Source organism: Frateuria sp. (assembly GCF_035943815.1).
Classification (GTDB): domain Bacteria; phylum Pseudomonadota; class Gammaproteobacteria; order Xanthomonadales; family Rhodanobacteraceae; genus Frateuria_A.
Map to the genome: position 1 here is coordinate 223,572 of NZ_DASZBU010000019.1, position 23,973 is coordinate 247,544.

Sequence of the window (23,973 nt, forward strand, 5' to 3'; positions counted from 1 at the left end):
CCGTGACCACCTACCAGGCTACCGCGGCATGGGCCGCCGCCGCGGATGACGCCGATCCGTTGCGCCCGTTCCGCGACGAATTCCTGATCCCCCCGCACGAAGGCCGCGACGCGCACTATTTCTGCGGCAACTCGCTGGGCCTGCAGCCTCGCGCGGTGCGCGCGGCGGTCGGTGCGGAGCTGGACTACTGGGGCGAGCTGGCGGTCGAGGGACATTTCAAGGGCCGCCTGCCGTGGATGGACTACCACGAGTTCGTGCGCGACGACCTGGCCAACGTGGTCGGCGCGCTGCCCTCCGAAGTGGTGGCCATGAATACGCTGGGCGTGAACCTGCATCTGATGATGGTCAGCTTCTACCGTCCCACGCCTGGGCGCCATGCGATCCTGATCGAGGCCGGCGCCTTTCCCACCGACCGCTACGCGGTCGAATCGCAGATCCGCTTCCACGGCTACGACCCGGCCACGGCGCTGATCGAGCTGGAGGCGGACGAGCCCAACGGCACGATTTCCCAAGCCGCGTTCGAGCGCGCGCTGGCCGAACACGGCGCGCGCACCGCGCTGGTGATGTTGCCGGGCGTGCAGTACCGCACCGGCCAGGCGTTCGATCTCAAATCGATCACCGGCCTGGCGCATGCGCAGGGGTGTCAGGTCGGTTTCGACCTGGCTCATGCGGTCGGCAACCTGCCGCTCGAGCTGCATGACAGCGAGGCGGATTTCGCCATCTGGTGCAGCTACAAGTACCTGAACTCGGGTCCCGGCGCGGTGGGCGGCGCATTCGTGCACGAGCGCCACGCGCGCGCGGCGCTGCCGCGGTTCGCCGGCTGGTGGGGCCACGACAAGACCACCCGTTTCCAGATGGGGCCGCAATTCGCGCCCACGCCCGGCGCGGACGGCTGGCAGCTGTCCAACCCGCCGATCCTGGCGCTGGCGCCGCTGCGGGTGTCGCTGGAGGTATTCCGCCGCGCCGGCATGACGCGGCTGCGCGCGAAGTCGCTGCAGCTGACCGGCTATCTGGAGTGGCTGGTGCATACGCAATTGGCCGACGTACTGGAGATCGTCACCCCGGCCGATCCGACGCGCCGTGGGGCGCAACTGTCGATCCGCGTGCTCGGCGGCCGCACCCGCGGGCGTGCGCTGTTCGAATACCTCATGGCGCATGGGGTGATCGGCGACTGGCGCGAGCCGGACGTCATCCGCATCTCGCCCGCGCCGCTCTACAACCGCCATGCCGATTGCCTGGCCTTCGCCGAAGCGGTGCGACGCTGGGCCAACCCCTGAGCGTCCGTCTTCGCTCGCTCAGACGCGCACGGCGAGCGATTGCAGTTCCGCGGCCTTCGCACCGGATGGGTTGGTGCAGAGCTTGGACACGGCGTTGGCGCCGTAGCGAAATTCGATGCCGCCCTGGCCTGAACCAGCTCGCGCATGGTCTCCACCGATGCCAGCAGGGCGGCATGGTCTGGATTGAATTTGTCGACATTCATGCATGCCTCCGCCCTGCAGGAGAACGGTTGGCGCGCGCGAGGGTTCCTGCATATTTCATGCGGTCTTGAAGGCCTGCGCGCCATCTTCGAAAGCCCTGGCACTGGAGAACGCAACCATGAGGAACGACGCTCCGCACGACGATGCCGACCTGCGCAAGCTCGGCGAACTGATCGATGGGATCGAGGTGGCGATGCTTACCACTCAGGCCGCGGATGGCTCGCTGGTCAGCCGTCCACTGCAGACGCTGAAGCTGACCGCCGAGGGCGACCTGGTGTTCTTCACCGCGGCCGACAGCGCCAAGGTGGGCCAGCTCACCGAAGACCTGGACGTGAACCTCGCCTACGCCAACCAGGACGATAAGTGCTATGTTTCCGTGCGCGGACGAGCGCGCATCAACCGCGACCAGGCGTTGATCGGGGAGCTGTGGTCGCCCGCACAGAACGTGTTCTTCTCCGGCAAGGACGACCCCAACCTGACCGTGCTGCGCGTACGCGTGCGCGACGCGATGTACTGGGAATCGGCGGACAGTTTCGTCGAGCGCGCGCTGGATTTCGCGCGGGGCATGTGGAGCGAGCAGCCGCGCGACCTGGGCCACCAGGGGCACTTGCACGGCTGACGCCGCTCAGGCGCCTTCCAGCACCTGCCGCAACTTGCGGCCGAGCTCGTCGAGCGTGTACGGCTTGCCCAGCAGCGGCGCATCCGCGTCCAGCTTGCCGTTGTGCTGCACGGCCGCGGGCGAGTATCCGGTAGTGAACAACACCTTCAGGCCCGGGCGGCGGCGACGCGCCTCCGCCGCGAGCCGGCGTCCGTCGATGTCCGGCATGACCACGTCGGTGAGCAGCAGCGCGACATCCGGATGGGCGTCCAGCATGTCCAGCGCGCCCACGGCGCCATCGGCTTCCAGCACGCGATAGCCCAGCTCGCGCAGGGCCTCTGCATTGATCTGCCGCACCGCCGGTTCATCGTCCACCAGCAGGACGAGTTCCTGCCGCCCTGCCGGCAATGGCGCCGCCGAAACACCGGTCTCCTGCTCAGCCGCCTCGCCGGTCATCCGCGGCAGGTAGACCTTGACGCTGGTGCCGTGTCCGGGCTCCGAATAGATCGCCACGTGGCCGCCGGACTGTTTCACGAAGCCATAGACCTGGCTCAGGCCCAGGCCGGTACCCTGCCCTGTCTGCTTGGTGGTGAAGAACGGATCGAACGCACGCCTGGCGACCTCCGGCGGCATCCCCACGCCGGCATCGGTCACCGTGATGGACACATAGTCGCCCGGTTCCACGTCCGCATGGCCCGCCGCATAGCGCTTGTCGAGCGTGACGTTAGCCGTCTCGATGGTCAGCCGGCCGCCACCCGGCATCGCATCGCGAGCGTTCACCGCGAGATTGAGGATCGCGTTCTCCAGCTGATTGGCGTCGGCCAGCGTCGGCCAAAGCTCGTCCGCAAGCAGGACGTCCAGCCGGATGTCGGCGCCGATCGCGTGGCGCAGCAGCTCGTACATGCCCGCAACCAGCGCGTTGGCATCCACCGGCTTGGGACTGAGCGGCTGCTGGCGGGCGAAGGCCAGCAGCCGCTGGGTCAGCGTAGCGGCGCGATCGGCGGCCTCCATGGCGTTCCCGGCGTGGCGCCGTTCGGGGCCGCCTTCGGGCAGCCGGCGCCTGAGCATGTCCAGTGAGCCGATCACCACCGCCAGCATATTGTTGAAGTCGTGCGCGATGCCGCCGGTCAGGTGGCCGACTGCTTCCATCTTCTGGCTCTGTCGCAGCGCCGCCTCGGCCTGCGCCAGCGCGCGAGCCTGTTCCTTCTGCTCACTGACGTCGCGACCACTCGCATAGATTGTGTCCTCGTCCTGGCTGACGACCCAGGAGATGCAACGGAAGCTGCCGTCCTTGTGCCGCATGCGGTTCTCGAACGCGGGCCCCCTGGCCAGATGGGTGAAGAATGCGCGTTCGCCCGCGGGACGGTCGTCCGCGTGGATGAACTCGTAGGCGTGGTGCCCAACCACGTCCGCCGGCTGCCAGCCGAGCATCGCGCACCAGGCGTCGTTGACCTGCAGGAAGCGGCCGCGTTCATCGAGCACCGCCTGCAGGTCGCGCGAGTGTTTCCAGGCACGGTCGCGCTCGCGCGTACGTGTCTCGACGCGCTGCTCCAGCGTCTCGTTGAGCTCGCGCAGGCGCTCCTCGGCGGCCCGACGCTCCTCGACCTCGCGCTGCGCCACTGCGTACAGGTTGGCGTTGTCGATCGCGATCGCCGCGTGCGCCGCGATGCCCGCCATCAACTGTTCGTGCCGCGGCAGGAACCTTCCGGGCTCGGGATGGCCGAAGAAGAGCCCGCCCAGGACGCGACCCGAGCGCGAAACCACCGGTACGGCAAGGTAGCTGCGCACGGGCGGATGATCCGGCGGCAAGCCGTGGTAGGGCGGGCTCTTGCCATAGCGCGGGTCGCGCAGGACATCGTCGCTGCGCACCAGGCTCTCGCCGGCGAGCGTGGGACGGAACAACAGGCTGGTCCGTGGCATCGGGTAGCGGTCGAACGCGTGTCTGTCGATGCCGGAAAGGGTGTAGAGCAGCATGCTCTCACCCGCTTCGTTGGTGGCGTTGTAGAAGAACGCACCCATGCTGGCGCCGATCAGCGCAACGCCGGCATCGGTGACCGTCTGCACGATGCGCTCCAGCTCCAATTCGCTGGCCACCGTCGCACCGACGCGGTTGAGCGTCTCCAGCGCCTGGGTTTCCTCGCGCAGCGCGCGTTCCGCCTGCACACGCGCGGTTTCGTCGTGCATCGCGAGCACGGCACCGAGCTGCTTGCCGTGGTTGTCACGGATCGGGCGCGCGGAGCCCTGGGCGATGATCTCGGAGCCGTCGGCGCGACGGATCCGCCAGCGCGCATCGGAGACGACCTCGCCGTCCCGCACCGCGCGCGTCAGCGGCAGCTGATGCGACGGATAAGGGCGCCCATCCTCGGTCAGCAACTGATAGGCGCCGGCGTAGTCCTGCGGCCCTACGCCGGGCTGTCGCACGCCGTACAGGCGCGCCGCCGCGTCGTTCACGTAGGTGATGCGCCCGGCCGTATCGGTCAGGATCACCCCTTCGGCCAGTTGTTCCATGATCGCCGCCTGCTCGGTCGCAAGCAGGGTTCTCGGCAGGCCGCCAGGCAAACCTTCCGCCCCGATCATGGCCACCACCCCCGCTGATCGGGCGCGGCACGCCGGGCCTTGCGATGCGCTGCTGGCGTGGTCGAAGGCATGGCCAGGAGTATCGGCCCGTCGCCGTGAACCCGCCCTCAAGTGGGCTGAACGGCCGGTTCAGCCTGGCAGGGCGCGCAAGCGCGCGGCCAGTTCCTCCAGCCGCAGGTCGGCGCCGCCGCCAGGCGAGACGCGCTCGGCCAGGCTGCGTTCCGGTGTGCGGCCCTCGCCTGCCGTGGCCACCGCCGCGGCAGCCGTGCGATAGGCATCGCGGAACGGTATCCCCTGCGCGGCCTGTTCGATCGCCAGGTCGGTGGCGTACATCGCCGGCTCGATCGCCGCGCGCATGGCCGCCTCGTTCCAGTGCAGCCGCCGCAGCAGGTCGGGCACCAGTTCGAGCGCGGCCAGGCCGTGGGTCATGCCGTGGAAGATCGAGCCCTTGGAGAACTGCAGGTCGCGCTGGTAGCCCGAGGGCAGCGACAGCAGTTGCTCGATCTCGCAGCGCGCCGCTGCCACGGTGGCGTAGCTGGCGCGCAGCAGTTCGACCACGTCGGGGTTGCGCTTGTTGGGCATGATCGAGCTGCCGGTGGTGTACTCCGGCGGCAGCGTGACGAAGCCGAATTCGGCCGTGGTGAACAGCGACAGGTCCCACGCCAGCCGGCGCAGGTCCAGCAAGGCGCTGGCCAGCGCCTCCAGCGCGGCCAGCTCGAACTTGCCGCGCGAGAGCTGCGCGTAGATCGGCGAGACCTGCATGCGGGCAAAATCTAGCGCTTCAGTGGTGTGCGCGCGGTCCAGCGGCAGGTTCACGCCGTAGCCGGCCGCCGTGCCGAGCGGATTGGCGTCGATCCACGCCTGCGTCTGGTCCGCACGTACCGCGTTGTCGATGAACGCCTCGGCGAAGCCGGCGAACCACATCGCGGTGGACGACACCACGGCGCGCTGAAGGTGTGTATAGCCGGGCAGCGGCAGCGCTGGCTGCTCCGCGCGCTCCAGGCATGCACCGGCGATCGCCCGGCAGTGGCCGCCGAGAGCGGCCAGGCGCTCCTTCAGCCACATCCGTGTGGCGACCAGCACCTGGTCGTTGCGGCTGCGCCCGGTGTGCACGCGCCGGCCGGCGTCGCCCAGCCGATCGGTGAGCCGCGCCTCGATCGCGGAGTGGCCATCCTCGTAGCGCTCGTCCAGCACGAAGGCGCCGCTGCGGAAATCCTCCGCCAGCGTGTCCAGCTCGCGCGCCAGCGCAGCGGCCTCGTCGGCACCGATCACGCCGATGCGCATCAGGCCCCCGACGTGCGCCTTGCTGGCGGTGATGTCGTGCAGGAAGAACTCGCGGTCCAGCAGCACGTCGCTGCCGGCGAGGAATCGCATGATGCGCGGATCGATCTGCACGCCTTCTTTCTGCCAGAGCGGCTGGGTCATGGGAGCTCTCTCGTCGCCGGTTCCACCGGGATGCCCAGGAGCTCCGGCAGCCCCAGTGCACGGTTGATGTTCTGCATCGCCTGCGTCGCCGCGCCCTTGAGCAGGTTGTCCAGCGTGGCGACCACCACCACGCGGCGCCCGTCCGCCGCCATCGCGAAGCCGCCGATTTCCGCATGGTGCCTGCCGGCGATGCGGCTGACCCAAGGAGCCTCCTCGACCACGTGCACCAGGGGTTCGGCCTCGTAGGCATGGCCGAAGCGCGCCATCACCTCGTCGCGCTTGAGCGGCCGGGCGAGGTAGAGGTTGCAGGTCACGGTCAGGCCGCGGAAGTGCGGCGCTACGTGAGGCATGAACTCCACCGGCACGCCCAGGTGCGCGGACGTCTCGCGCTCGTGCATGTGGCCGGTGAGCGCGTACGGCATCAGGTTGTCGCGCAGCTTCTCCGCGTCGTTCTTGTCCGACGGCGTGGTGCCTGCGCCCGAGTAGCCGGATACACCGAAGCACACGGGCGGCGCCGCCAGCAGGTCCTTCAGCGGCGCCACTGCGAGCTGGATCGCGGTGGCGTAGCAGCCCGGGTTGCTGATCCGCCGCTGCCCGCGCCAGCGGCCACGGGTCAGCTCCGGCAGTCCGTAGTACCAGCGCTCGTCGAAGCGGTAGTCGGCAGACAGGTCGACGATCAGCGGATCGTTGCCGGCCTGGTCGAAGGCGCCTACACAGGCGCCTGCCTTGCCGTTGGGCAACGCCAGTATCACCACATCGGCGCCCAGCGCCGGCAGGTCCTCGTGCGCGGGGGCGCTGTAGCGCAGCTCCCCGGCGTACTCGGCCACATGGGCGTCCACGCGCTGGCCATCAAACTCGCGCGAAGAGACGTAGGCCAGTTCGAGCCCCGGGTGGTGCGCGATCAGACGGATCAGCTCCGCGCCGGTGTGGCCGCGCGCGCCGACGATGCCTACGGTTTTCTTGTCCATTGCTGCAGGTTTCCCCATTTTCATCCGTCATTCCCGCGAGCGAGGGAATCCGTTTTTTCGTGACCGAACGGCCAGGCGCTTTCTTGACATTCGCGTCCGCTCTATCCAGCCTTCTTCAGCGCACCGGCCTGCGCCGGCGCATCCGCCAGCGTCGGCGTGCGCTGCGCGCAGTGCGCAACGCAACGCTCGATCGTCGCGAAGTCGTCCAGGCCATACCAATAGACCTTCCAGCGCGGCTGCTTCAGGCAGCCGTCGCATTCGGCGTCGTAGAACGGATTGATGTTGTTGCCGTGGCGCGAGCGCCAGAACAGCTGCGGATTGGCCTCCCGCATCACAAGCCACACGGCGCGCCCGAGGCCTTCGCCCTGCGCCTCGTCCAGCACGGCGAACTTGTCCAGGTAGGCCACGCCCTCCTCCCGCGTCAGGATCATCGCGGCACGGTAGTTTTCGCTGACATAGATCCGGTACGGCTGCGTGCGCTGAAAGTAGTCCGGCACCAGCGCGCGGCCGAAGCTGGACTCGATCAGGCCGCGCAGCCGCGCCTGATCCACGCCATCCCAGGAGTCGAAGGTGAGCACCTTCTCGCCGCGGCGCACCAGCGTGCCCGAGCCCTTGTGGGTGAACAGCTCCTTGGCCAGCTCGGCCGGCCGCGTGATGGACACCGACGAAGTGAGCGGCAGGCCGGCCAGCAGGTCGGCGATCTGCTCGATCTTCAGGCGCATGCCGCCGTCGATCCACGGTTGCGCCATCAGGTGCTCGTATTCGGTGGACAGGTTGATCGAGTCGATCACCTGTCCCTGCGCGTCGAGCAGGCCGCCGGTGCCGGTCAGGAACACGATCTTGTACGGCTGCAGCACGCGCACCAGCTCGTTGGCCGCCACGTCGGCGTTGATGTTGAGGAGCTGCCCTTCGGCCGTCTCGCCCAGGCTGGCGATCACCGGGATGGCATTGGCGCGCAACGCCGCCTCGATCGGTGCGAGCTCGATGCCGGTGACCTTGCCGACCATGCCGAGCGCGTCGCGGTCGAGGTAATCGGCCGCGAAGACACCCGCGGCGACCGACACCGCGCGCGTATCCATCGCGTGCAATGCGTCGACCAGCCGCAGGTTCTGCTGCTGGAACACCCGGCGCACCACGCCCAGCGCCTGCGGCGTGGTCACGCGCAGGCCTCCCACGGTCTGCTTGACGATGCCGGCGGCAGCCAGCTCCTCGTCCAGCTGCGGGCCGGCGCCGTGCAGCACGATGGGCGTAAGGCCGACCTGCTGCAGGAAGGTCAGCGACGAGGCCAGCGCCGGCAGATCGTCGCGCAGCACCGCGCCGCCGACCTTGACCACGGCGAAGCGCTTGGCGTCGACCTGCGAGAAGCGCTTGAGGTACTGCTGGATTTCCCTCGCGCTTCCCATGCTTTCGAGCAGGCGCACGATGGTCTTGCGGGTGTGCTTATGCGTTTCCACTGCTGACGATCCGATCAAGGGTTTGTGCGTAGTGCTCGAGCTGTCCCAGCGCGACCCACTCGTCGGCGCTGTGTGCCTGTGCGATGTCGCCCGGGCCGTAGACGAAGGCGGTGAAGCCGGCCGCGGAGAACAGCGCCGCCTCGGTCCAGAAGTCGACCGCGTTGCCGACGGGTATGCCGAGCTCGTCGGCCAGGTCCCTGGCTGCGAGGCGCCGCGATTCGGCCGTCGCCGTGTCGCCGGCCGGCAGTGAGGCGCCGCGGAAGGTTTCCTCGAAATGCACCGGCGGCACCTCGCCCAGCCCGGCCAGGCTCGCCAGCAAGCCGTCCGGATCCATCGTGGGCAGCGGACGAAAGCCGAAGCGCAGTTCCGCTGCCGGGGCGATCACGTTGGCCTTGATGCCGCCCTCGACCCGGCCGATGTTGAAGCGCAGCCCGGTGAGTCCGCCGAAGCGCTCGTGTGCCTGCCCGGCGACGAAGTCCAGTGCCGCGCTGCTCCATCGCACCGCCTGGTGCAGCGCGCTGTCGCTCGGCTTCTGCTCGCCCGAGGCATGCCCCGCCTGGCCGGCAAAGCGCATCAGCACCGACTGGATGCCACGGTGCGCCAGCACCGCTTCGCCGCGCGTCGGTTCGGCGACGATCACGGCCTCGTAGGCCGGCGCGGCGCGCAGGAAGCCCGCGATGCAGCGCGCGTCGTTGGCCTCCTCGTCGGTGGAGAAGAGCAATGCCAGCGGGCCGTCGGTGGCGTTGGCCACGGCGAGCAGCGCGGCCGCGGCGCCCTTGATGTCAGAGGCGCCCAGGCCGATCGCACGGTCGTCCCCGATGCGCAGGACATGCGGATCGGCGCTCCATGCGGGCGAATCGGGCACCGTGTCCAGATGCACGTTGAACAGCAGCCGCGGCTGGCCGCGCACCGCATGCAGGGTCACCGCGCCTGCGCCGTAGTCGGTGACCGACACGGCGAAGCCCGGTAGCTGCGTCCTCAGGTAATCGAAGATCCCGCCCGTGCCGATCGCGCGCGGCGGATTGCGCGTATCGAAGGCGACGAGCGCCTGGAGGTGTCGCAATGTGGCTTGCAGCAACGGGTTCATGGCTTGCCCGGCACATGGGTGTAGACGTCCGGGTCGAACTTTTCCATCAAGTTTTGCGGCCGCCCGGGCGGCGCGAAGCCGAAGGCCGCGTAGAGCCCGTGCGCGTCGCTGGTGGCCAGGCTGAAACGGCGCAGACCCTGCAACTGCGGATGCGCCATGATCGCGGCCACGAGCGTCTTGGCATGGCCCTGCCCGCGGTGCTCCGGCAGCACGAACACATCGGCGAGGTAGCCGAAGGTAGCCCCGTCGGTGACCACCCGCGCAAACGCCACTTGCCGCCCGCCGAGGTAGCCGCCGAAGCACAGCGAACCGGCGACCGCCCGCTCCACGGTCGCGCGCGGGATGCCGCGACTCCAATAGGCCTCGTCCGAAAGAAAGCGATGGATCAGCCCGATGTCGAGCCGGTGCTTATCCGTGCTGATCTGCAGGACATCCATGCGGTCAGCCCTGGCCCGACGGCGACCGGTTGACCTCGGCCCACAGCGTCGAGCTCATGCCGAACAGCTTGATGAAGCCCTCGGCCTCCTCCACGCCCCAGTCGGCCGACTGCGCGTAGGTGGCGCCCTTGGCATTGAGGATGTTCGCCGATTCCACCGCCACCGCCTCGACGGTGCCGCCATGGGTCTGCAGCGTCACCACGCCGTTGACGGTGGCCTGGCTGGAGACGAGGAAGGCTTCCAGGTCGGTCTTCAGCGGGTCGTGGAAGAAGCCCTCGTAGACCAGCTCCACCCACTTGCGCGCCACCTCCGGCTTGAAGCGGTTCTGCTGCTTGGACAGCACCGCCTCTTCCAGCGCGCGATGCGCGGCGAGCAGCGCGGTGAGGCCCGGCGCCTCGAACACGATGCGCCCCTTCAGGCCGATGGTGGTGTCGCCGGTGTACAGGCCGCGGCCCACGCCGTAGCGGGCGAACAGCCGGTTGAGCTTCGCCAGCAGCTGATGTCCGGGCAGGCGTTCTCCGTCCAGGCTGACCGCCTCGCCATTCTCGAAGCCGAGCTTCACCGCCAGCGAGGTGGAGGGCCACTCGGCGCGCGGCTTGCACCAGCCGCGCGCGCCCTCGCCCGGTGCCTGCCACTTGTCGATCTCGCCGCCGGACATCGTCACGCCCAGCAGATTTTCGTTGATGGTGTAGGCCTGCTGCTTGGCGCGCACGCCGAAGCCGCGGTCCTCCAGGTATTTCTGCTCGTAGGCGCGGGTCTGCGTGTGCTGCTTCTGGATCTCGCGGATCGGCGCCACGATGCGGTAGTCGCCCAGCGCCTTCACCGCCAGGTCGAAGCGCACTTGGTCGTTGCCCATGCCGGTGCAGCCGTGCGCGATGGCGTTGGTGCCCAGTTCGGCGCAGCGCTTCAGCGCCGCCTCCACGATCAGGTAGCGGTCGGACACCAGCAGCGGGTACTGGCCCTGGTAGCCCTCGCCCGCCCACACGAACGGCTTGACGAAGCCGCTCCAGATCGCCGGGCCGCCGTCGACGGTGCGGTGGCTGGCCACGCCCAGTTCCTGCGCGCGGTGCTCGATGAACGCCCGCTCCTCGTCGTCCACGCCGCCGGTGTCGGCGAACACGGTATGCACGTTCCAGCCCTGTTCCTTGAGGTAGGGCACGCAGAAGCTGGTGTCGAGGCCGCCGGAAAAGGCGAGGACGATGTCTTTCTGGCTCATGGGTTGTCTCGTTCGGCGGTCAGGAGGCGAGCAGCGAGGCCATCACGGCCTTCTGCACGTGCAGGCGGTTTTCGGCTTCGTCGACGGCGATGCAGCAGGGTGCATCCATCACCGCGTCCGTGGCCTTGACGTTGCGGCGCAACGGCAGGCAGTGGCTGAACAGGCCGTTGTCGGTGAGCGCCATCTTGGCCTCGTCGACGATGAAGTGCTTGTGCGCGTCGCGGATCGGCTTTTCCTGCTCCCAGCGACCGAAGTACGGCAGTGCGCCCCAACTCTTGGCGTAGACCACGTGGGCGCCGCTGTAGGCCTCCTCGATGTCATGGCTGACCTTGAGCGAGCCGCCATTCGCCTCCGCGTTCTGCTGGCCCGCCTGCATGTAGCGTTCGTCCAGCACGTAGTCGGGCGTGGGGCACAACAAGGTCACGTCCATGCCCAGCTTGGTGGCGATCAGCAGCGCGGAGTTGGCCACTGCAGTGTTGAGCGGCTTGGGGTGGTAGGTCCAGGTCAGCACGTACTTCCTGTTCTTGAGGTCCCCGAGGTGTTCCTTCAGCGCCAGCGCGTGCGCCAGTTCCTGGCAGGGGTGGGTGATCGTCTCCATGTTGATCACCGGCACGGTGGCGTAGCGGGCGAAGGCTTTTATGACGCGATCCTCGCGGTCGATCGACCAATCCAGGAACTTGGGAAAAGCGCGCACGGCGATCAGGTCGACGTAGCGGCTGAGCACGCGAGCCACCTCGGCGATGTGCTCCTCGGCCTCCCCGTCCATCACTGTGCCGGCTTCGAATTCGATCGGCCAGGCATCCTTGCCTGGTGATAGCACGATGGCATGACCGCCCAACTGGAAGGCACCCAGTTCGAAGCTGGTGCGCGTGCGCATCGACGGGTTGAAGAACAGGAGCGCGATGGAGCGGCCGGCGAGCTGCTGGCCGCGCGGCGAACGCTTGAACGCGGCCGCCTGCTCCAACAGCGAATCGATCTCGGCGCGGCTGTAGTCCTGGGTGGTTAGGAAGTGTCGAAGGGCCATGCGGGTGCCTCTTTTGAAGAGCGCGGCCATGAATGGCCGCTTTTTGCTTCTGCGCGTAAGGACCTGCGCACAAGAATCCAGGGATTTCGGCGACGGCGGCGGGCTTCGCGAAACAAAAAACCCGGCGCGATGGCCGGGTTTGTTCGTCGTTGCGCCAATGCGCATGCAGCGACAGCCTACCCGGCCGAATGTCGGACCAGCGGTCGGCGCGCACGCGACGTCATTCCAGCGGCCATGCGGGCGCTGGTGAGTACGGTGGCGGTGTAGACGGCTTCGGACATGATGGTTCCGGAGAAGGAGCGGGCATCATGCCGACAATGCTGTGGCGATGCAACAACTATTTTGGACGTCCATACGAACGGCCGTCCAAAACGCAAACCGCCGCTCGGAAGCGGCGGTTGCGGTCACTCGGCCGGGGCCACGCTCACGCGTACGCGCAGGCGCTCGCCCGGATCGTAGTTCAGGCGGGAAACGTAGACTTCGCCGTGGTAGCGATACTCGACGTCGTAGCCCATCAGGCGGCGCTGCTCGCTGACCGAACTGACTTCGCGGCAACGGGTGACGGTGTCGTCGTACTCGCGCTCGCCCCGGCTGACGACACCGTGGCCCACGGCGCCACCGGCCACGGCACCGGCGACCGTGGCTGCCTTGCGGCCGTCGCCCTTGCCCACCGTGCTGCCGAGCACGCCGCCGATCACCGCGCCCAGCACGGTGCCTGCGGTGGTGTTGCCGCCTCCCTCGCGGCGAACCACCGGCTGGTCGTAGCACTCCTGCCGTGGCACTTCGGAGCGGGCCACGCCGTAGACAGGGTCGACACGCAGCACGTCCGCCCAGCCGTAGTGGGTATTGGCGTCGTCGCCATCGGCGTAGCGACGGTCCTGCGCATGCAGGGTGCCCGCCATGAGAGCCAGCGCCAACACGGGGAGCAACATCTTGTTCATGGGACCTCCAGCATGGTCCGAAAAGCGCTTCTGCGCGTTTGTCATTGCAACAAATTCACGCTGAATCAACGCTTAGAGGATGCGGACAGGCGAGTCAGCGGCGCATACGGCTCGCCCGACCGGCCATGCGCCTGCCCGGCAAAGCGCCTTTTTGGGGACAGGAGCAATGGACGCGGCCTTGCTAAGATGCGCGGCTTGGCCCGCGCCACCGACCTGCCCGAAGCCGATGCCCATCTCGCTCTACAACAGCCTCACTCGCCGCACCGAGACCTTCGTACCGCTCGATCCGGAGCAGGTCACGATGTACCTGTGCGGCCCGACCGTCTACAACTACGTGCATATCGGCAACGCACGCGGGCCGGTGGTGTTCGACGTGCTTGTCAAGTTGTTGCGCCGCCATTACCCGCGCGTGGTCTACGCGCGCAACATCACCGACGTGGACGACAAGATCAACGCCGCCGCGCTCGAGCAGGGCGTGGAAATCGGCGCGGTCACCGGGCGTTTCACCGCCGCCTACCGCGAGGACATGGCCGCGCTGGGCATCGCTCCACCAGACATCGAGCCCCACGCGACCGCGCACATCAGGCAGATCATCGCGATGATCGAGGCACTGGTGGCGAGCGGCCACGCCTATGCCGCCGAGGGCCATGTGCTCTTCGACGTCGGCACCTATCCCGCCTACGGCCAGCTTTCAGGCCGCGACACCGACGAACTGATCGCCGGCGCGCGCGTGGAAGTGGCGCCGTACAAGAAGAACCCCACCGATTTCGTGCTGTGGAAGCCCTCCACGCCCGAGCTGCCCGGCTGGGACAGCCCATGGGGACGCGGCCGCCCCGGCTGGCACATCGAATGCTCGGCGATGAGCGCGGCGCACCTGGGCAGGACGATCGACATCCATGCCGGCGGCGTCGACCTCACCTTCCCGCACCACGAGAACGAGATCGCCCAGTCCACCTGCGCCCACGGCGGCGAGGTGTTCGCCCGCTGGTGGCTGCACAATGGCATGCTCACCTTCGACGGCCGCAAGATGTCCAAGTCGCTTGGCAACGTGCTGCTGGTGCACGAGCTGCTGAAGCGGCATCCGCCCGAGGCGCTGCGCCTGCTGCTGCTGCGCGGCCACTACCGGCAGCCGCTGGACTGGTCGGACGCGGCGCTGGCGCAGGCGGTGAGCACGCTCGACGGCTGGTACCGCGTGCTGCGCGACCTGGCGCACGTGCGCGTCGGGGGGGCGCTGCCGATCCCGCCCCGGGTCGAATTGGCCTTGTGCGACGACCTCAACACGCCGCAGGCGCTGGCCGAGCTGGCGCTGCTCGCCGACGCAGCCCGCCAGTCGGGCGATCCCGCGGCGAAGGCGGCGCTGCTCGGCGGCGGCGCCGTGCTCGGCCTGCTGCAGCAGGATCCGGAGGCCTGGTTCAAGCGGGGCGACGAAGCGATCGACGAAGCCCGCGTCGAAGCCCTGCTCGAAGAACGCCGCGCCGCCCGCGCCTGCCGTGACTTCGCGCGCGCCGATGCCATCCGCAACCAGCTTTCGTCGATGGGCGTGGTGATCGAGGATGGCGCCCAGGGCACCCGCTGGAGCATCCAAAAGAGCTGAACCCGCGTGGGGCCGGCTTCAGCTTGGCCCACGCGGCCTGCGCGATAATGTGGGCATGAACACCACCGCCCCCAGCGCCGTGCAGGCGCAGCAGGAGATCGCCGAGGAATTCTCTTTCTTCAGCGATTGGTCCGAGCGTTACCAGTACCTGATCGACCTGGGCAAGCAATTGCCGCCCTTCCCGGACGAGTGCAAGACGGAGGATTGGCGCGTGCACGGCTGCCAGTCGATGGTCTGGCTGGTGCCCAGCGGCGGCGCGGACAAAATGCATTTCGCGGCGGCCAGCGATTCGGCCATCGTTTCGGGCCTGATCGCGCTGGTGCTGCGCGTGTATTCGGACCGGCCGGCCGCCGAAATCGTCGCCACCGAACCGCAGTTCGTGCAGTCGATCGGCCTGGCCAAGCACCTGTCGCCGACGCGCTCCAACGGCTTGACCGCAATGCTGGCGAAATTGAAGGGGTACGCCGCCCAGGCGATGGGCTGAGCGAAGCGGGCGCTCCCCGACGCCCCGGGAACGCCATAAAAGAAAAGCCCCGCTCGATGGCGGGGCTTCGCTAGTCAGGGTACCGCGCCTTCAGTCGCCCATCTGCTTCTGCAGATGCTCGCGGCGCTCCTGCGCATCGAGCGAAAGTGTGGCGATCGGGCGCGCGTCCAGGCGCTCCAGACCAATCTCCTCATCGGTCTCTTCGCAGTAGCCGTAGCGGCCTTCCTCGATCCTGCGCAGCGCCTTGTCGATCTTGGAGATCAGCTTGCGGTAGCGGTCGCGCGTACGCAGCTCCAGCGAGTTCTCGGTTTCGCGCGTGGCACGCTCCGCCTCGTCGCCGACATCGCGCACCTCGTCGCGCAGGTTTTCCATGGTCTGGCGCGATTCCTCCACCAGCTGGTCGCGCCAATCCCGCAGCTTGTTGCGGAAGTACGCCAGGTGCCTGGGGTTCATGTACTCCTCGTCGTTCGAGGGACGGTAACCCGGTGGCAGATCGATATTGATCGTGGAGGGCAGCGCGTAACGACCGTCTTCGCGGGTCACGCCATTGTCTAGGCTTGTAGCATTGTTCATTGAGGACTGCGGGGTCTTCTGCTTCTTGAGTGGGGTATGGCGGGCGGTGGCACTGGCCACGCGCGGGGTCACCATGGCGACGGCACTCGCCACTTTGCCCTTCATGGGCGCAACGGCGGGTGATGGAGATGTTGGCTTGGCCGCAACCGACGTGGCCGTCTTGGCAGGAACCGGTTGGCTGGCAGGCTTGGCCGCGGGCTTTGCAGGCTGCTTGGGCGCAGCCTTGGCGACGACCTGGTACGGCACCTTCGGTGCAGCCTTAGCCGCCGGCTTGGCCCCCATCTTCTTGGTCGCGATCGCTTGCTTCGGTTGCTGCTGCGCAGGCTTCTTCACGGGAGCCGGCTTGGTGACTACGGGCTTCTTCGCAGTTACCTTCTTGGCGGGAGCCTTCTTTGTCGCGGCCTTGCTCGCCGGCTTTGCCACTCTCTTCGGCGCGGCTTTCTTCGAAGCCACTTTCGGCGCGGCCTTCTTCGCGACCGGCTTCTTGGCGACCGGTTTCTTGGCGACGACCTTCTTCGCTGCCGGCCGGGACGCAACCGGCTTCTTCGCCGCGACCTTTTTCGCAGGCGCGGCCTTCTTGACGGCGGCGCTCTTGCCAGTGCGCAGGCTGGTTGCCGCGGTGCCGGACTTGGCCGGCTTCGCCTTGGCCGCAGCTTTTCCTTTCTGCGCCTTGGCGGCGGTCGAACTACGGGTCGTTTTCGCCATTTCCCTTCACCGTTTTGGCCGTGGCGGCCGGGTGTTATAGCCCATGCGCCTTACACCGGCAACAGGCATCTGGAATACTGTCGGGCCACTACATGCCGCATTCCGTTGGGGCAGCGTGAATGAAGTGACCCGATTCCTGCTCCTGCTGCTTCGCCTGTACAAGCGCACCCTGAGTCCCCTGCTGGGGCCGCGTTGCCGCTTCCACCCCAGCTGTTCCGATTATGCACGGATTGCCTTGCTGCGCTTCGGTCCGCTGCGCGGCAGCGCACTGGCGGTCTGGCGCATCCTGCGTTGCCAGCCGCTGTGCGCCGGCGGAGAGGATCCGGTGCCCGAGCAGTTTCATTTCGCCCGCTGCCGCAGTCATGGAGATCACTGACCGCGCGTTGCCGCGACGGCGAACACCGGGCCGCGGCTACGACGAGCCGGCCCGGCACGCGTACACGACGATCCGCCACCCGCGACCTATCCTTCGACGTCAGACTCCGCCAGACGCGTGGCCGCATGCGTTGACAGCGCCCCAGGCTGACGCCCGGGACGCACGTGCGCGGCCCGTTCAGCCCTTCTGTCCGTAGCCGCCGGGCACGCCCTTGCTTGCGTAGGCCACCGCGTCGTGCGGATGCAGGCTTTCCTGATGCTCCAGGCGCACGTGGAAATCGGCGATGCGGGAGTCGGCATCCAGCGCCTTCTGGATCCGTCGTGCCGCGTCTTCGCAAAACATCAGGTTGCCGCCGTTGGCCAGGGCGAAGGCCTGCTCGTCCTCGCGCTTGACCGCCGTCTGCACCGGCGTACCCAGCGCCTGCTCGACGCGGTCCAGTGTCGATATGAGGTTGAAGTCCACACCGTCGGCCAGACGCACCAGCAACCGCGCCACGCTGCGCTGTGCATGCGGCGTGGCCACGATGCCCTGCTCGCTGCCCAGCCAGGCGAGCACCGCGGCATGGTCCAGCGGACGCGAGGCGTCGAAGTCGCGTGCGAATTGCTGCTGGATCAGCTGCCGCGAAAGCGCCGCGGACGCCGGACAGGTGGACGAATAGACCACCTCGGTTCCCAGTTCCAATTGGAAGCCGTCAGTACCCAGGCTGGCCTCGATCGACACCGGGTAGGTCCGCCAGCCGCTGTTGCCGCTGCGCAACGCCGGTCGGCGCACCATGTGATCAAAGCGGATGCTGATGCGGGCACGGTCGGAAAGGTCCTTGTGCGACTCCAGGAAAGCGCGCAGCAGCGCCTCGATCATCGCCGCATCGAGCGGCTTGGCGCCCAGGTGCTGGTCCACCAGCAGGTACAGGCGCGACATGTGGATGCCGCGCCGGTCCGGCCGGGTCAGGTTGACGAAGGCGCCCACCTGCGCGCTGGCACGCGCGACCGCCCCGTCGCCGGCATCGAAATGCACCGGCACTTCGATGCCGTCCATGCCCACCCAGTCCAGCGCGCCGGCCAGATGCGGCTGCGCCTGCGTGGCAACGTCAGGCAGCAGGCGGGCGGTGTTCTCGTGGCTATGCATGGAGGTTCCTTGCGGCAGGCGGTGGCGCCGTGCGGCCTCCTATTTTGGGGCAGCGGACGCCGAGGCAACAGGCACGAGGGGGAAACGCTGTGTTTGCGCCCGCGGGTGCGCCGGGTTCGAATCAGGTGCCGGTCGCGCGCTGCCAGCGCCGCGCGGCCTGCCAGGCCGCGTAGGTGCCCGCCATGCCGCCGGACGGCCGGGCGCGCTGCAAGGCCTGGAGCGGGTCGGCAGCACCCGCGGCATGCCGCGCCAGGCGCTCGCCCTCGCGCGATTCGAGCGTGCGGAACACACTGAGCGGCCCGGGCAGCCTGGCTGCCTCGCGCCATGCCGCGGCAAGGGCATGCAGCTGCTCCCGCACGGCGGCATCGCGCGAGGCTCCCGGTTTGCGCAGCTCGTTGCGACTCAGTCCGTGGCGGGCGAGGTTGGCCATCGGCAGAGGCAGCCGGTCGCGCTCGGCATCATCGTCCAGCCGGCGCAGCGCGTGCGCCAGGTGGGCGAGCGTGGCAACCCGCGCCGCTCGCTCCGGCGAAGCCGCCTCACCGAACCACCAGGCGGTTTCCAACGCGGCCAGGGCGCCGTGCAGCGGCGAGGCGGCGTCAAGCTGGCCGGCGAAGTCGGCGGCAGTGCCTTCCTCCAACTGCTCCATCGCGGCCAGCACCGGAGCCACCCAGCGCTCGGAGCCGATGCGTACGGCGCGATCGTCGTCGAACAGCACCTGCGTCAACGGATGACGTCCGCCGCTTTGCGCCGCCCCCGCCAGCTCCTCGGCCCACCAGTTGAGCTTGGCGGCCGCCACGTGGGGCTCCCGGATGCCGTAGGCCGCGCCCAGCAGTTCCTGCTCGAGCGCAGCCAGCGCGATGTGCCCCGGGTGACGCTCGGGGGCGACAAAGGCGAGCGCGATGCGCTGGGCCGGCTGGGCGGCGAGCCATTTGTCGACGTAGCTCTGCAGCGCGCCGCTGCTGCCTTCCATCATGCGACCGCCTGCCCCTGGTGCAGCCAGCGGGCGAACTGCCGGGGCGTGTCGAGCACGGCGTCGGCGCTCCATTCGTGCGGGTCGCCGCCGTCGAGGTAGCCCCAGGCGACGGCCACGGTATAGAGCCCGGCCGCCGCTCCGGCCAGGATGTCCCGGCGGTCGTCGCCGACGAACAGGCTGTGCGCCGGCTCGATGCCGGCATGCTCGCAGGCCAACCGCACCGGTGCTGGATCGGGCTTCTTCACCGGCAACGTATCGCCGCTCACCACCGCCGCGGCACGGGCATCCCAACCGATCCGCCGCAGCAGCTCGTCGGTGAGGAAGCCGGGCTTGTTGGTGACGATGCCCCAGCGCGTGCCGCGGGCTTCGAGCTGGGCAAGCAGCTCCGGTACGCCATCGAAGGGGTGGGTAGCCTGACCCATCACCTCTTCGTAAAGCGCCAGGTAGCGTTCCACGCGCTCTTCCACCGCCGGCTCGCCCAGGTGCCCGAAGGCGCAACGCAACACTGCACGGGAACCGCGCGAGACCACCTCGCGCACTGGCGCGTACGGCGGCACGGGCACGCCCTCCTCCCGGCACTGGCGCACCAGCGCGGCGTAGAGGTCCGGGGCGCTGTCCAGCAAGGTGCCGTCGAGGTCGAACAACACGCCGTCGATGCGGGGCGGCAGCTTCTTCATGCCGGCTTGCGCGCGCACAGCAGGTAGTTGACGGCCGTGATGCGGCCCAGCGCGGCCTTGCGGGTGAGCGGGTTGTAGGCCAGCCCGGAGACATCCTCCAGTTCCAGCCCGGCCTGACGCAGCAGGCGACCGAGCTCGGAGGGCTTGAGGAACTGCGCATAGTGATGGGTGCCGCGCGGCAACAGCCGCATCACGTATTCCGCCCCCAGGATCGCCGCGCCGAATGCCGCCGGCGTGCGGTTGAGGGTGGACATGAACAGGCGTGCGCCCGGCTTGAGCAAGGCGGCCAGGTCGTTCACGAGCGCAGCCGGGTCGGGCACGTGCTCGATCAGCTCCATGCAGCAGACGGCATCGAAGCTGGCCGGTTCGCCGGCGGCGAGCGCCGCGGAGGACTGCACGCGGTAGTCGACCGTGAGCCCCGATTCGTACAGATGCAGCTTCGCTACCTCGATCACTTTCTCGCCGAGATCGATGCCGGTGACCTGCGCGCCCTCGCGCGCCAGCGCCTCGCTGAGCAGTCCGCCACCGCAGCCGACGTCGGCCACCCTGGCGCCGCGCAGGTCAACGCGCCCGGCGACGTAGGCTGCGCGCACGGGATTGAGGTCGTGCAGCGGGCGCGATTCGCCGTCAGGGTCCCACCAGCGGGCCGCCAGCTTGTCGAAGCGGGCGATCTCGTCGGGGCTGACGTTGGTGGTGGTGGTTTCGCTCATCGGATAGATCCTTCGACTTCGTCTCGCTTTCGCTCCGGACGAACGCGCGTCGAGGCTAGCGCGCCTGCCATTCGTAAACCGTCACGTCCCAGCCGCCGCTGACGTGGGCCGGATCGCGCAAGGCGATCGCCCGAGCCTGGGCGAGGTCGGCCGCATGCAGCAGGTAGGCACCGCCGGACTTGTCGCCGAACGGGCCGGAACGCTCGACCTGGCCCTGCGCGCGCAACTCGTCGAGGAAGCGCTGGTGCGCCGGCACCACCGCGGCATCGAACTGCGGGCGGCGCATCACCATCACGAGGTAGAGGTTCATGGCGGCCCTCAGGAGAACGCGGCAATGCGCTCGCGCCAGGCGAGCGCCTTGGCGAGGATCGCGGTGGAATCCATGTCGATGAGTTCGCGCGCCGCCAGCTTGCGCCGGCCGGCGATCCACACGTCGGTCACCTGGTGGCGCCCGGCGGCATAAGCCAGCTGCGAGGCGAGGTGGAACAGCGGTTGCGTTTCGATGTCGTCCAGGCGCACGGCGGCCAGGTCGGCCTGCTTGCCCGGCTCGATCGAACCGATGCGGTCTTCCAGGCCGATCGCCCTGGCGCCGTTGAGCGTGGCGGCGCGCAGCGCGTAGGCGGCATCGAAGGCGGCAGCGTCGCAAGCGACCGCCTTGGCCAGCAGCGCCGCGGTACGCAGCTCGCCGATCATGTCCAGGTCGTTGTTGGATGCGCAGCCATCGGTGCCGATCGCCACGTTGACGCCCGCCCGGCGCAGTTTCTCCGCCGGGCAGAAGCCGGAGGCGAGCTTGAGGTTGGACTCGGGGCAATGCACCACCGACACGCCCGCCTCGGCGCAGGCACTGATCTCGCCATCGGTCAGCTGGGTCATGTGCACGGCGATCAGCCGGTCGTTGACCAGGCCCAGCTTCTGCAGGCGCTGAAACGGGCGCAGGCCGGATTTCTTCTTCTCTTCCTCGACCTCGTGTGCCGTTTCGTGCAGGTGCAGGTGCACGGGGATGTCCAACTGGTCGGCCAAAATGCGGATGCGTTCGAAGCTCTCGTCCGACACGGTGTAGGGCGCGTGCGGCGCGAATGCGGTTGCGACCAGGCCATCGCCACGGAAACCGTCGTGCACCTCGCCGGCGCGCTCGAAGTACTCGTCCTGGCTCTTGGCCCAGGCGGTCGGGAATTCGATCACCGGCAGGCCGACCACGGCGCGGAAACCCAGCCGCCGGTAGGTCGCACCGATCACGTCGGGGAAGAAGTAGTTCTCGTTGGCGCAGGTGGTGCCGCCGCGCAGCATCTCGGCGACCGCGAGCTCGATGCCGTCGCGCACGAACTCCGGACCCATCACCTTCGCTTCGGCCGGCCAGATGTGCTGCTGCAGCCAGGTCATCAGCGGCAGGTCGTCGGCCAGCCCCCTCAGCAGCGTCATGGGGTTGTGCGTGTGGCTGTTGACCAGGCCGGGAATCAGCGCGTGCTCGGCCAGCTCCACCCGCTCGCGCGGCGCATAGGCGGTGCGCGCCTGGGCGATCGGCAGGATCGCCTTGATGCGGCCGTCCTCGACCGCCACCGCATGCTGCTCGAGCACCACGCCGTGCGGTTCGACGGGAACCACCCAGCGGGCTTCGATCACGAGGTCGATGTCGGTGGCGCCTTGGCTCATTGCTGCCTCGATCTGGCGGAGCGATGGAACGAAAACGGCACGGCGCATGGGCTGCCGTGCCGTCGAAGGGACCTGCCGCGCGCCTTACTTGCCGACGCGGCTGACGTATTCGCCCGTGCGGGTGTCGACCTTGATTACCTCGTCGGTGCCGACGAACAGCGGCACGCGCACCACGGCGCCGGTTTCCAGCGTGGCCGGCTTGCCGCCGCCGCCGGAGGTGTCGCCGCGGACGCCCGGGTCGGTCTCGGTGATCTTCAGCTCGACGAAGTTCGGCGGCTGCACCACGATGATCTCGCCGTTGAACAGCGTGACCACGCACTCTTCCTCGCCCTTGAGCCACTTGGCCGCATCGCCCACGCCGGCCTTGCTGGCCTGGTGCTGCTCGAAGGTCTCCTGCTGCATGAAGTGCCAGAACTCGCCGTCGGAGTAAAGGAACTGCATGTCGGTGTCGGTGACGTCGGCGACCTCGAAGGAGTCGGACGACTTCATCGTCTGCTCGGTGGTGCGGCCGGTCTTGAGGTTGCGGATGAAAATGCGGGTGAATGCCTGGCCCTTGCCGGGCTTGATGAAGTCGGCGTCGGTGATGATCCACGGATCGTTGTTGTGGAGGATCTTCATCCCCTTCTTGACGTCGTTGAGACCGGCGGTGGCCATGCGTTTTCTGCTCCTGAGCAGTAAACCGTCCAGTGGACGGCTAAAATGATCGTCTGCGCGGGCCGATGCCCGCTTCAAGGCCCGCCATGATAACCGCAAGCTCCGCCGAGCGCCTATCGCCCCCCGAGCCTGACTGGCGCGAATCCTGGCGCAACGCCGTCACCGACGCGCACGAACTGCTGCGCCTGGTCGAACTGGAACACCTTGCCTCCCGGCTGCCTGCCGGCGATGCCGGCTTCGCCTTGCGCGTACCGCGGGGCTTCGTGGCGCGCATGCGCCGGGGGGACCCGCGCGACCCGCTGCTGCTGCAGGTGCTGCCGCAGCTGGCCGAGCTGGAACATGCGCCCGGCTTCGTCGCCGATGCCGTCGGCGACCTGGACGCGCGCGAGGCGCAGGGGGTGCTGCACAAGTACCACGGCCGCGCGCTGTTGATCGCCAGCGGCAGTTGCGCGGTCAACTGCCGCTATTGCTTCCGCCGGCACTTCCCCTACGGCGATGAAATCGCCGCCGCCGGCCAGTGGCGGCAGGCGCTGGACCACCTGCGCGCGGATCGGTCGATCAGCGAGCTGATCCTTTCAGGCGGCGACCCGCTGGCGCTTGCCACGTCCAAGCTGGACGAGCTGTCGCGTGGCCTGGCCGAGCTTCCCCACGTCACGCGCCTGCGCATCCATACGCGCCTCCCGGTGGTTCTGCCCGAACGCATCGATAACCCTTTCCTCGCATGGCTGGGCGGGCTGCGTCTGCAGACGGTAGTCGTACTCCATGCCAACCACGCCCGCGAGTTCGATGCCGGCGTCGATGCCGCCTGCGCCTCGCTGCGCCTGGCGGGGGCCACCTTGCTCAACCAGTCAGTGCTGCTGCGCGGGATCAACGACGATGCCGACGCGCTCGGCGCCTTGTCCGAGCGTCTGTTCGCCGCCGGCGTGCTGCCCTACTACCTGCACCAGCTCGACCGCGTGCAGGGCGCGGCCCACTTCGAGGTGGACGACGCGCGCGCGCTGGCGCTGGTCGAAGAGGTACGCAAACGCCTGCCGGGCTACCTCGTGCCTCGCCTCGTGCGCGAGGTGGCGGGTGACGCCTCCAAGCGCCCGCTCTGACCTCCTTGCGCCGTCCGGCCGGTAGCCATCGCGCCTTTTGATGCTTCCGCTGGCCATCTGGCGGGGAATCCGTTACAAACCGCGGACGAGGGGTGAACGGCCGGTCGCCGGCTCGCCCTTCCGGTCGCGGCGAGGGGCGCCAGCGATTGG

Annotated in this window: 23 protein-coding genes; 6 read left to right on the plus strand and 17 right to left on the minus strand. The window is 68.5% G+C overall.

Annotation, left to right across the window (positions count from 1 at the left end):
• The first annotated feature begins 2 nt into the window (after positions 1–2).
• Entirely contained in the window at positions 3–1,277 is a 1,275-nt protein-coding gene (gene kynU / locus VGU65_RS14820; RefSeq protein ID WP_327476982.1) for a kynureninase, read from the plus strand.
• Positions 1,278–1,596: 319 nt separating this feature from the next.
• A complete protein-coding gene (locus VGU65_RS14825) occupies positions 1,597–2,097 on the plus strand; it encodes a pyridoxamine 5'-phosphate oxidase family protein (protein WP_327476984.1) in 501 nt (166 codons plus the stop codon).
• 6 nt (positions 2,098–2,103) lie between these two features.
• Here the strand turns inward: VGU65_RS14825 and VGU65_RS14830 are convergent, their stop codons facing one another.
• The 9 genes from VGU65_RS14830 to VGU65_RS14870 all read right to left on the minus strand — a co-directional run bounded on the left by VGU65_RS14830 (position 2,104) and on the right by VGU65_RS14870 (position 13,205).
• Positions 2,104–4,653, minus strand: coding sequence for a PAS domain S-box protein (locus tag VGU65_RS14830; protein WP_327476986.1), 2,550 nt, complete (start codon positions 4,651–4,653; stop codon positions 2,104–2,106).
• A gap of 129 nt (positions 4,654–4,782) precedes the next feature.
• Positions 4,783–6,078, minus strand: coding sequence for an argininosuccinate lyase (gene argH / locus VGU65_RS14835; protein WP_327476988.1), 1,296 nt, complete (start codon positions 6,076–6,078; stop codon positions 4,783–4,785).
• On the minus strand, positions 6,075–7,046 hold the full coding sequence (gene argC / locus VGU65_RS14840) for an N-acetyl-gamma-glutamyl-phosphate reductase (protein WP_327476990.1): 972 nt from the start codon (positions 7,044–7,046) through the stop codon (positions 6,075–6,077). The genes argH and argC overlap by 4 nt, the downstream gene beginning before the upstream one ends.
• 101 nt (positions 7,047–7,147) lie before the next feature.
• Positions 7,148–8,449, minus strand: coding sequence for an acetylglutamate kinase (locus VGU65_RS14845; RefSeq protein ID WP_414655836.1), 1,302 nt, complete (start codon positions 8,447–8,449; stop codon positions 7,148–7,150).
• A gap of 37 nt (positions 8,450–8,486) precedes the next feature.
• Positions 8,487–9,587 (minus strand): acetylornithine deacetylase, encoded by a 1,101-nt coding sequence (locus VGU65_RS14850; RefSeq protein ID WP_327476994.1) that lies wholly within the window; start codon positions 9,585–9,587, stop codon positions 8,487–8,489.
• On the minus strand, positions 9,584–10,024 hold the full coding sequence (locus VGU65_RS14855) for a GNAT family N-acetyltransferase (protein WP_327476995.1): 441 nt from the start codon (positions 10,022–10,024) through the stop codon (positions 9,584–9,586). The genes VGU65_RS14850 and VGU65_RS14855 overlap by 4 nt, the downstream gene beginning before the upstream one ends.
• Positions 10,025–10,028: 4 nt before the next feature.
• Entirely contained in the window at positions 10,029–11,240 is a 1,212-nt protein-coding gene (locus VGU65_RS14860) for an argininosuccinate synthase (RefSeq protein ID WP_327476997.1), read from the minus strand.
• A gap of 19 nt (positions 11,241–11,259) precedes the next feature.
• On the minus strand, positions 11,260–12,264 hold the full coding sequence (locus VGU65_RS14865) for an N-acetylornithine carbamoyltransferase (protein ID WP_327476999.1): 1,005 nt from the start codon (positions 12,262–12,264) through the stop codon (positions 11,260–11,262).
• Between the two features lie 404 nt (positions 12,265–12,668).
• On the minus strand, positions 12,669–13,205 hold the full coding sequence (locus VGU65_RS14870; protein ID WP_327477001.1) for a glycine zipper 2TM domain-containing protein: 537 nt from the start codon (positions 13,203–13,205) through the stop codon (positions 12,669–12,671).
• A gap of 226 nt (positions 13,206–13,431) precedes the next feature.
• On the opposite strand from VGU65_RS14870, the gene cysS reads away from it, so the two are divergent.
• Together cysS and VGU65_RS14880 are read left to right on the plus strand one after the other, a co-directional pair.
• Positions 13,432–14,799 (plus strand): cysteine--tRNA ligase, encoded by a 1,368-nt coding sequence (cysS, locus tag VGU65_RS14875; RefSeq protein ID WP_327477003.1) that lies wholly within the window; start codon positions 13,432–13,434, stop codon positions 14,797–14,799.
• A 55-nt stretch (positions 14,800–14,854) separates the two neighbouring features.
• A complete protein-coding gene (locus VGU65_RS14880) occupies positions 14,855–15,283 on the plus strand; it encodes a SufE family protein (RefSeq protein ID WP_327477004.1) in 429 nt (142 codons plus the stop codon).
• Positions 15,284–15,373: 90 nt separating this feature from the next.
• On the opposite strand, the gene dksA is transcribed toward VGU65_RS14880, so the two are convergent.
• On the minus strand, positions 15,374–16,561 hold the full coding sequence (dksA, locus tag VGU65_RS14885) for an RNA polymerase-binding protein DksA (protein WP_327477006.1): 1,188 nt from the start codon (positions 16,559–16,561) through the stop codon (positions 15,374–15,376).
• Between the two features lie 43 nt (positions 16,562–16,604).
• Here dksA and yidD point away from each other — a divergent pair, with 43 nt between their 5' ends.
• Positions 16,605–16,937, plus strand: coding sequence for a membrane protein insertion efficiency factor YidD (yidD, locus tag VGU65_RS14890; protein ID WP_414655833.1), 333 nt, complete (start codon positions 16,605–16,607; stop codon positions 16,935–16,937).
• A gap of 177 nt (positions 16,938–17,114) precedes the next feature.
• On the opposite strand, the gene folE2 is transcribed toward yidD, so the two are convergent.
• From folE2 to efp, 7 genes are all read right to left on the minus strand, one after another.
• Positions 17,115–18,062: a GTP cyclohydrolase FolE2 gene (gene folE2, locus VGU65_RS14895; protein ID WP_327477010.1), complete on the minus strand. Its 948-nt coding sequence runs from the start codon at positions 18,060–18,062 to the stop codon at positions 17,115–17,117.
• Between the two features lie 121 nt (positions 18,063–18,183).
• Positions 18,184–19,035 (minus strand): squalene/phytoene synthase family protein, encoded by an 852-nt coding sequence (locus tag VGU65_RS14900; RefSeq protein ID WP_327477012.1) that lies wholly within the window; start codon positions 19,033–19,035, stop codon positions 18,184–18,186.
• Positions 19,032–19,712, minus strand: a complete 681-nt coding sequence (gph, locus tag VGU65_RS14905; protein ID WP_327477014.1) for a phosphoglycolate phosphatase — start codon at positions 19,710–19,712, stop codon at positions 19,032–19,034. The genes VGU65_RS14900 and gph overlap by 4 nt, the downstream gene beginning before the upstream one ends.
• Positions 19,709–20,422 carry a bifunctional 2-polyprenyl-6-hydroxyphenol methylase/3-demethylubiquinol 3-O-methyltransferase UbiG gene (gene ubiG, locus VGU65_RS14910; protein ID WP_327477016.1) on the minus strand — a complete coding sequence of 238 codons (714 nt, stop codon included), beginning with the start codon at positions 20,420–20,422 and terminating at the stop codon, positions 19,709–19,711. Before ubiG ends, gph begins: the two co-directional genes overlap by 4 nt.
• Positions 20,423–20,477: 55 nt before the next feature.
• A complete protein-coding gene (locus VGU65_RS14915; RefSeq protein WP_327477018.1) occupies positions 20,478–20,732 on the minus strand; it encodes a YciI family protein in 255 nt (84 codons plus the stop codon).
• A gap of 8 nt (positions 20,733–20,740) precedes the next feature.
• On the minus strand, positions 20,741–22,072 hold the full coding sequence (locus tag VGU65_RS14920) for a TRZ/ATZ family hydrolase (protein ID WP_327477020.1): 1,332 nt from the start codon (positions 22,070–22,072) through the stop codon (positions 20,741–20,743).
• Between the two features lie 84 nt (positions 22,073–22,156).
• The gene (gene efp, locus VGU65_RS14925) at positions 22,157–22,726 is read right to left on the minus strand and encodes an elongation factor P (protein ID WP_327477022.1); all 570 of its coding nucleotides are present in this window, start codon (positions 22,724–22,726) and stop codon (positions 22,157–22,159) included.
• A gap of 86 nt (positions 22,727–22,812) precedes the next feature.
• Between efp and epmB the strand changes: the two genes are divergently transcribed.
• Positions 22,813–23,823, plus strand: coding sequence for an EF-P beta-lysylation protein EpmB (gene epmB / locus VGU65_RS14930; protein ID WP_327477024.1), 1,011 nt, complete (start codon positions 22,813–22,815; stop codon positions 23,821–23,823).
• The last annotated feature ends 150 nt before the right edge of the window (positions 23,824–23,973 follow it).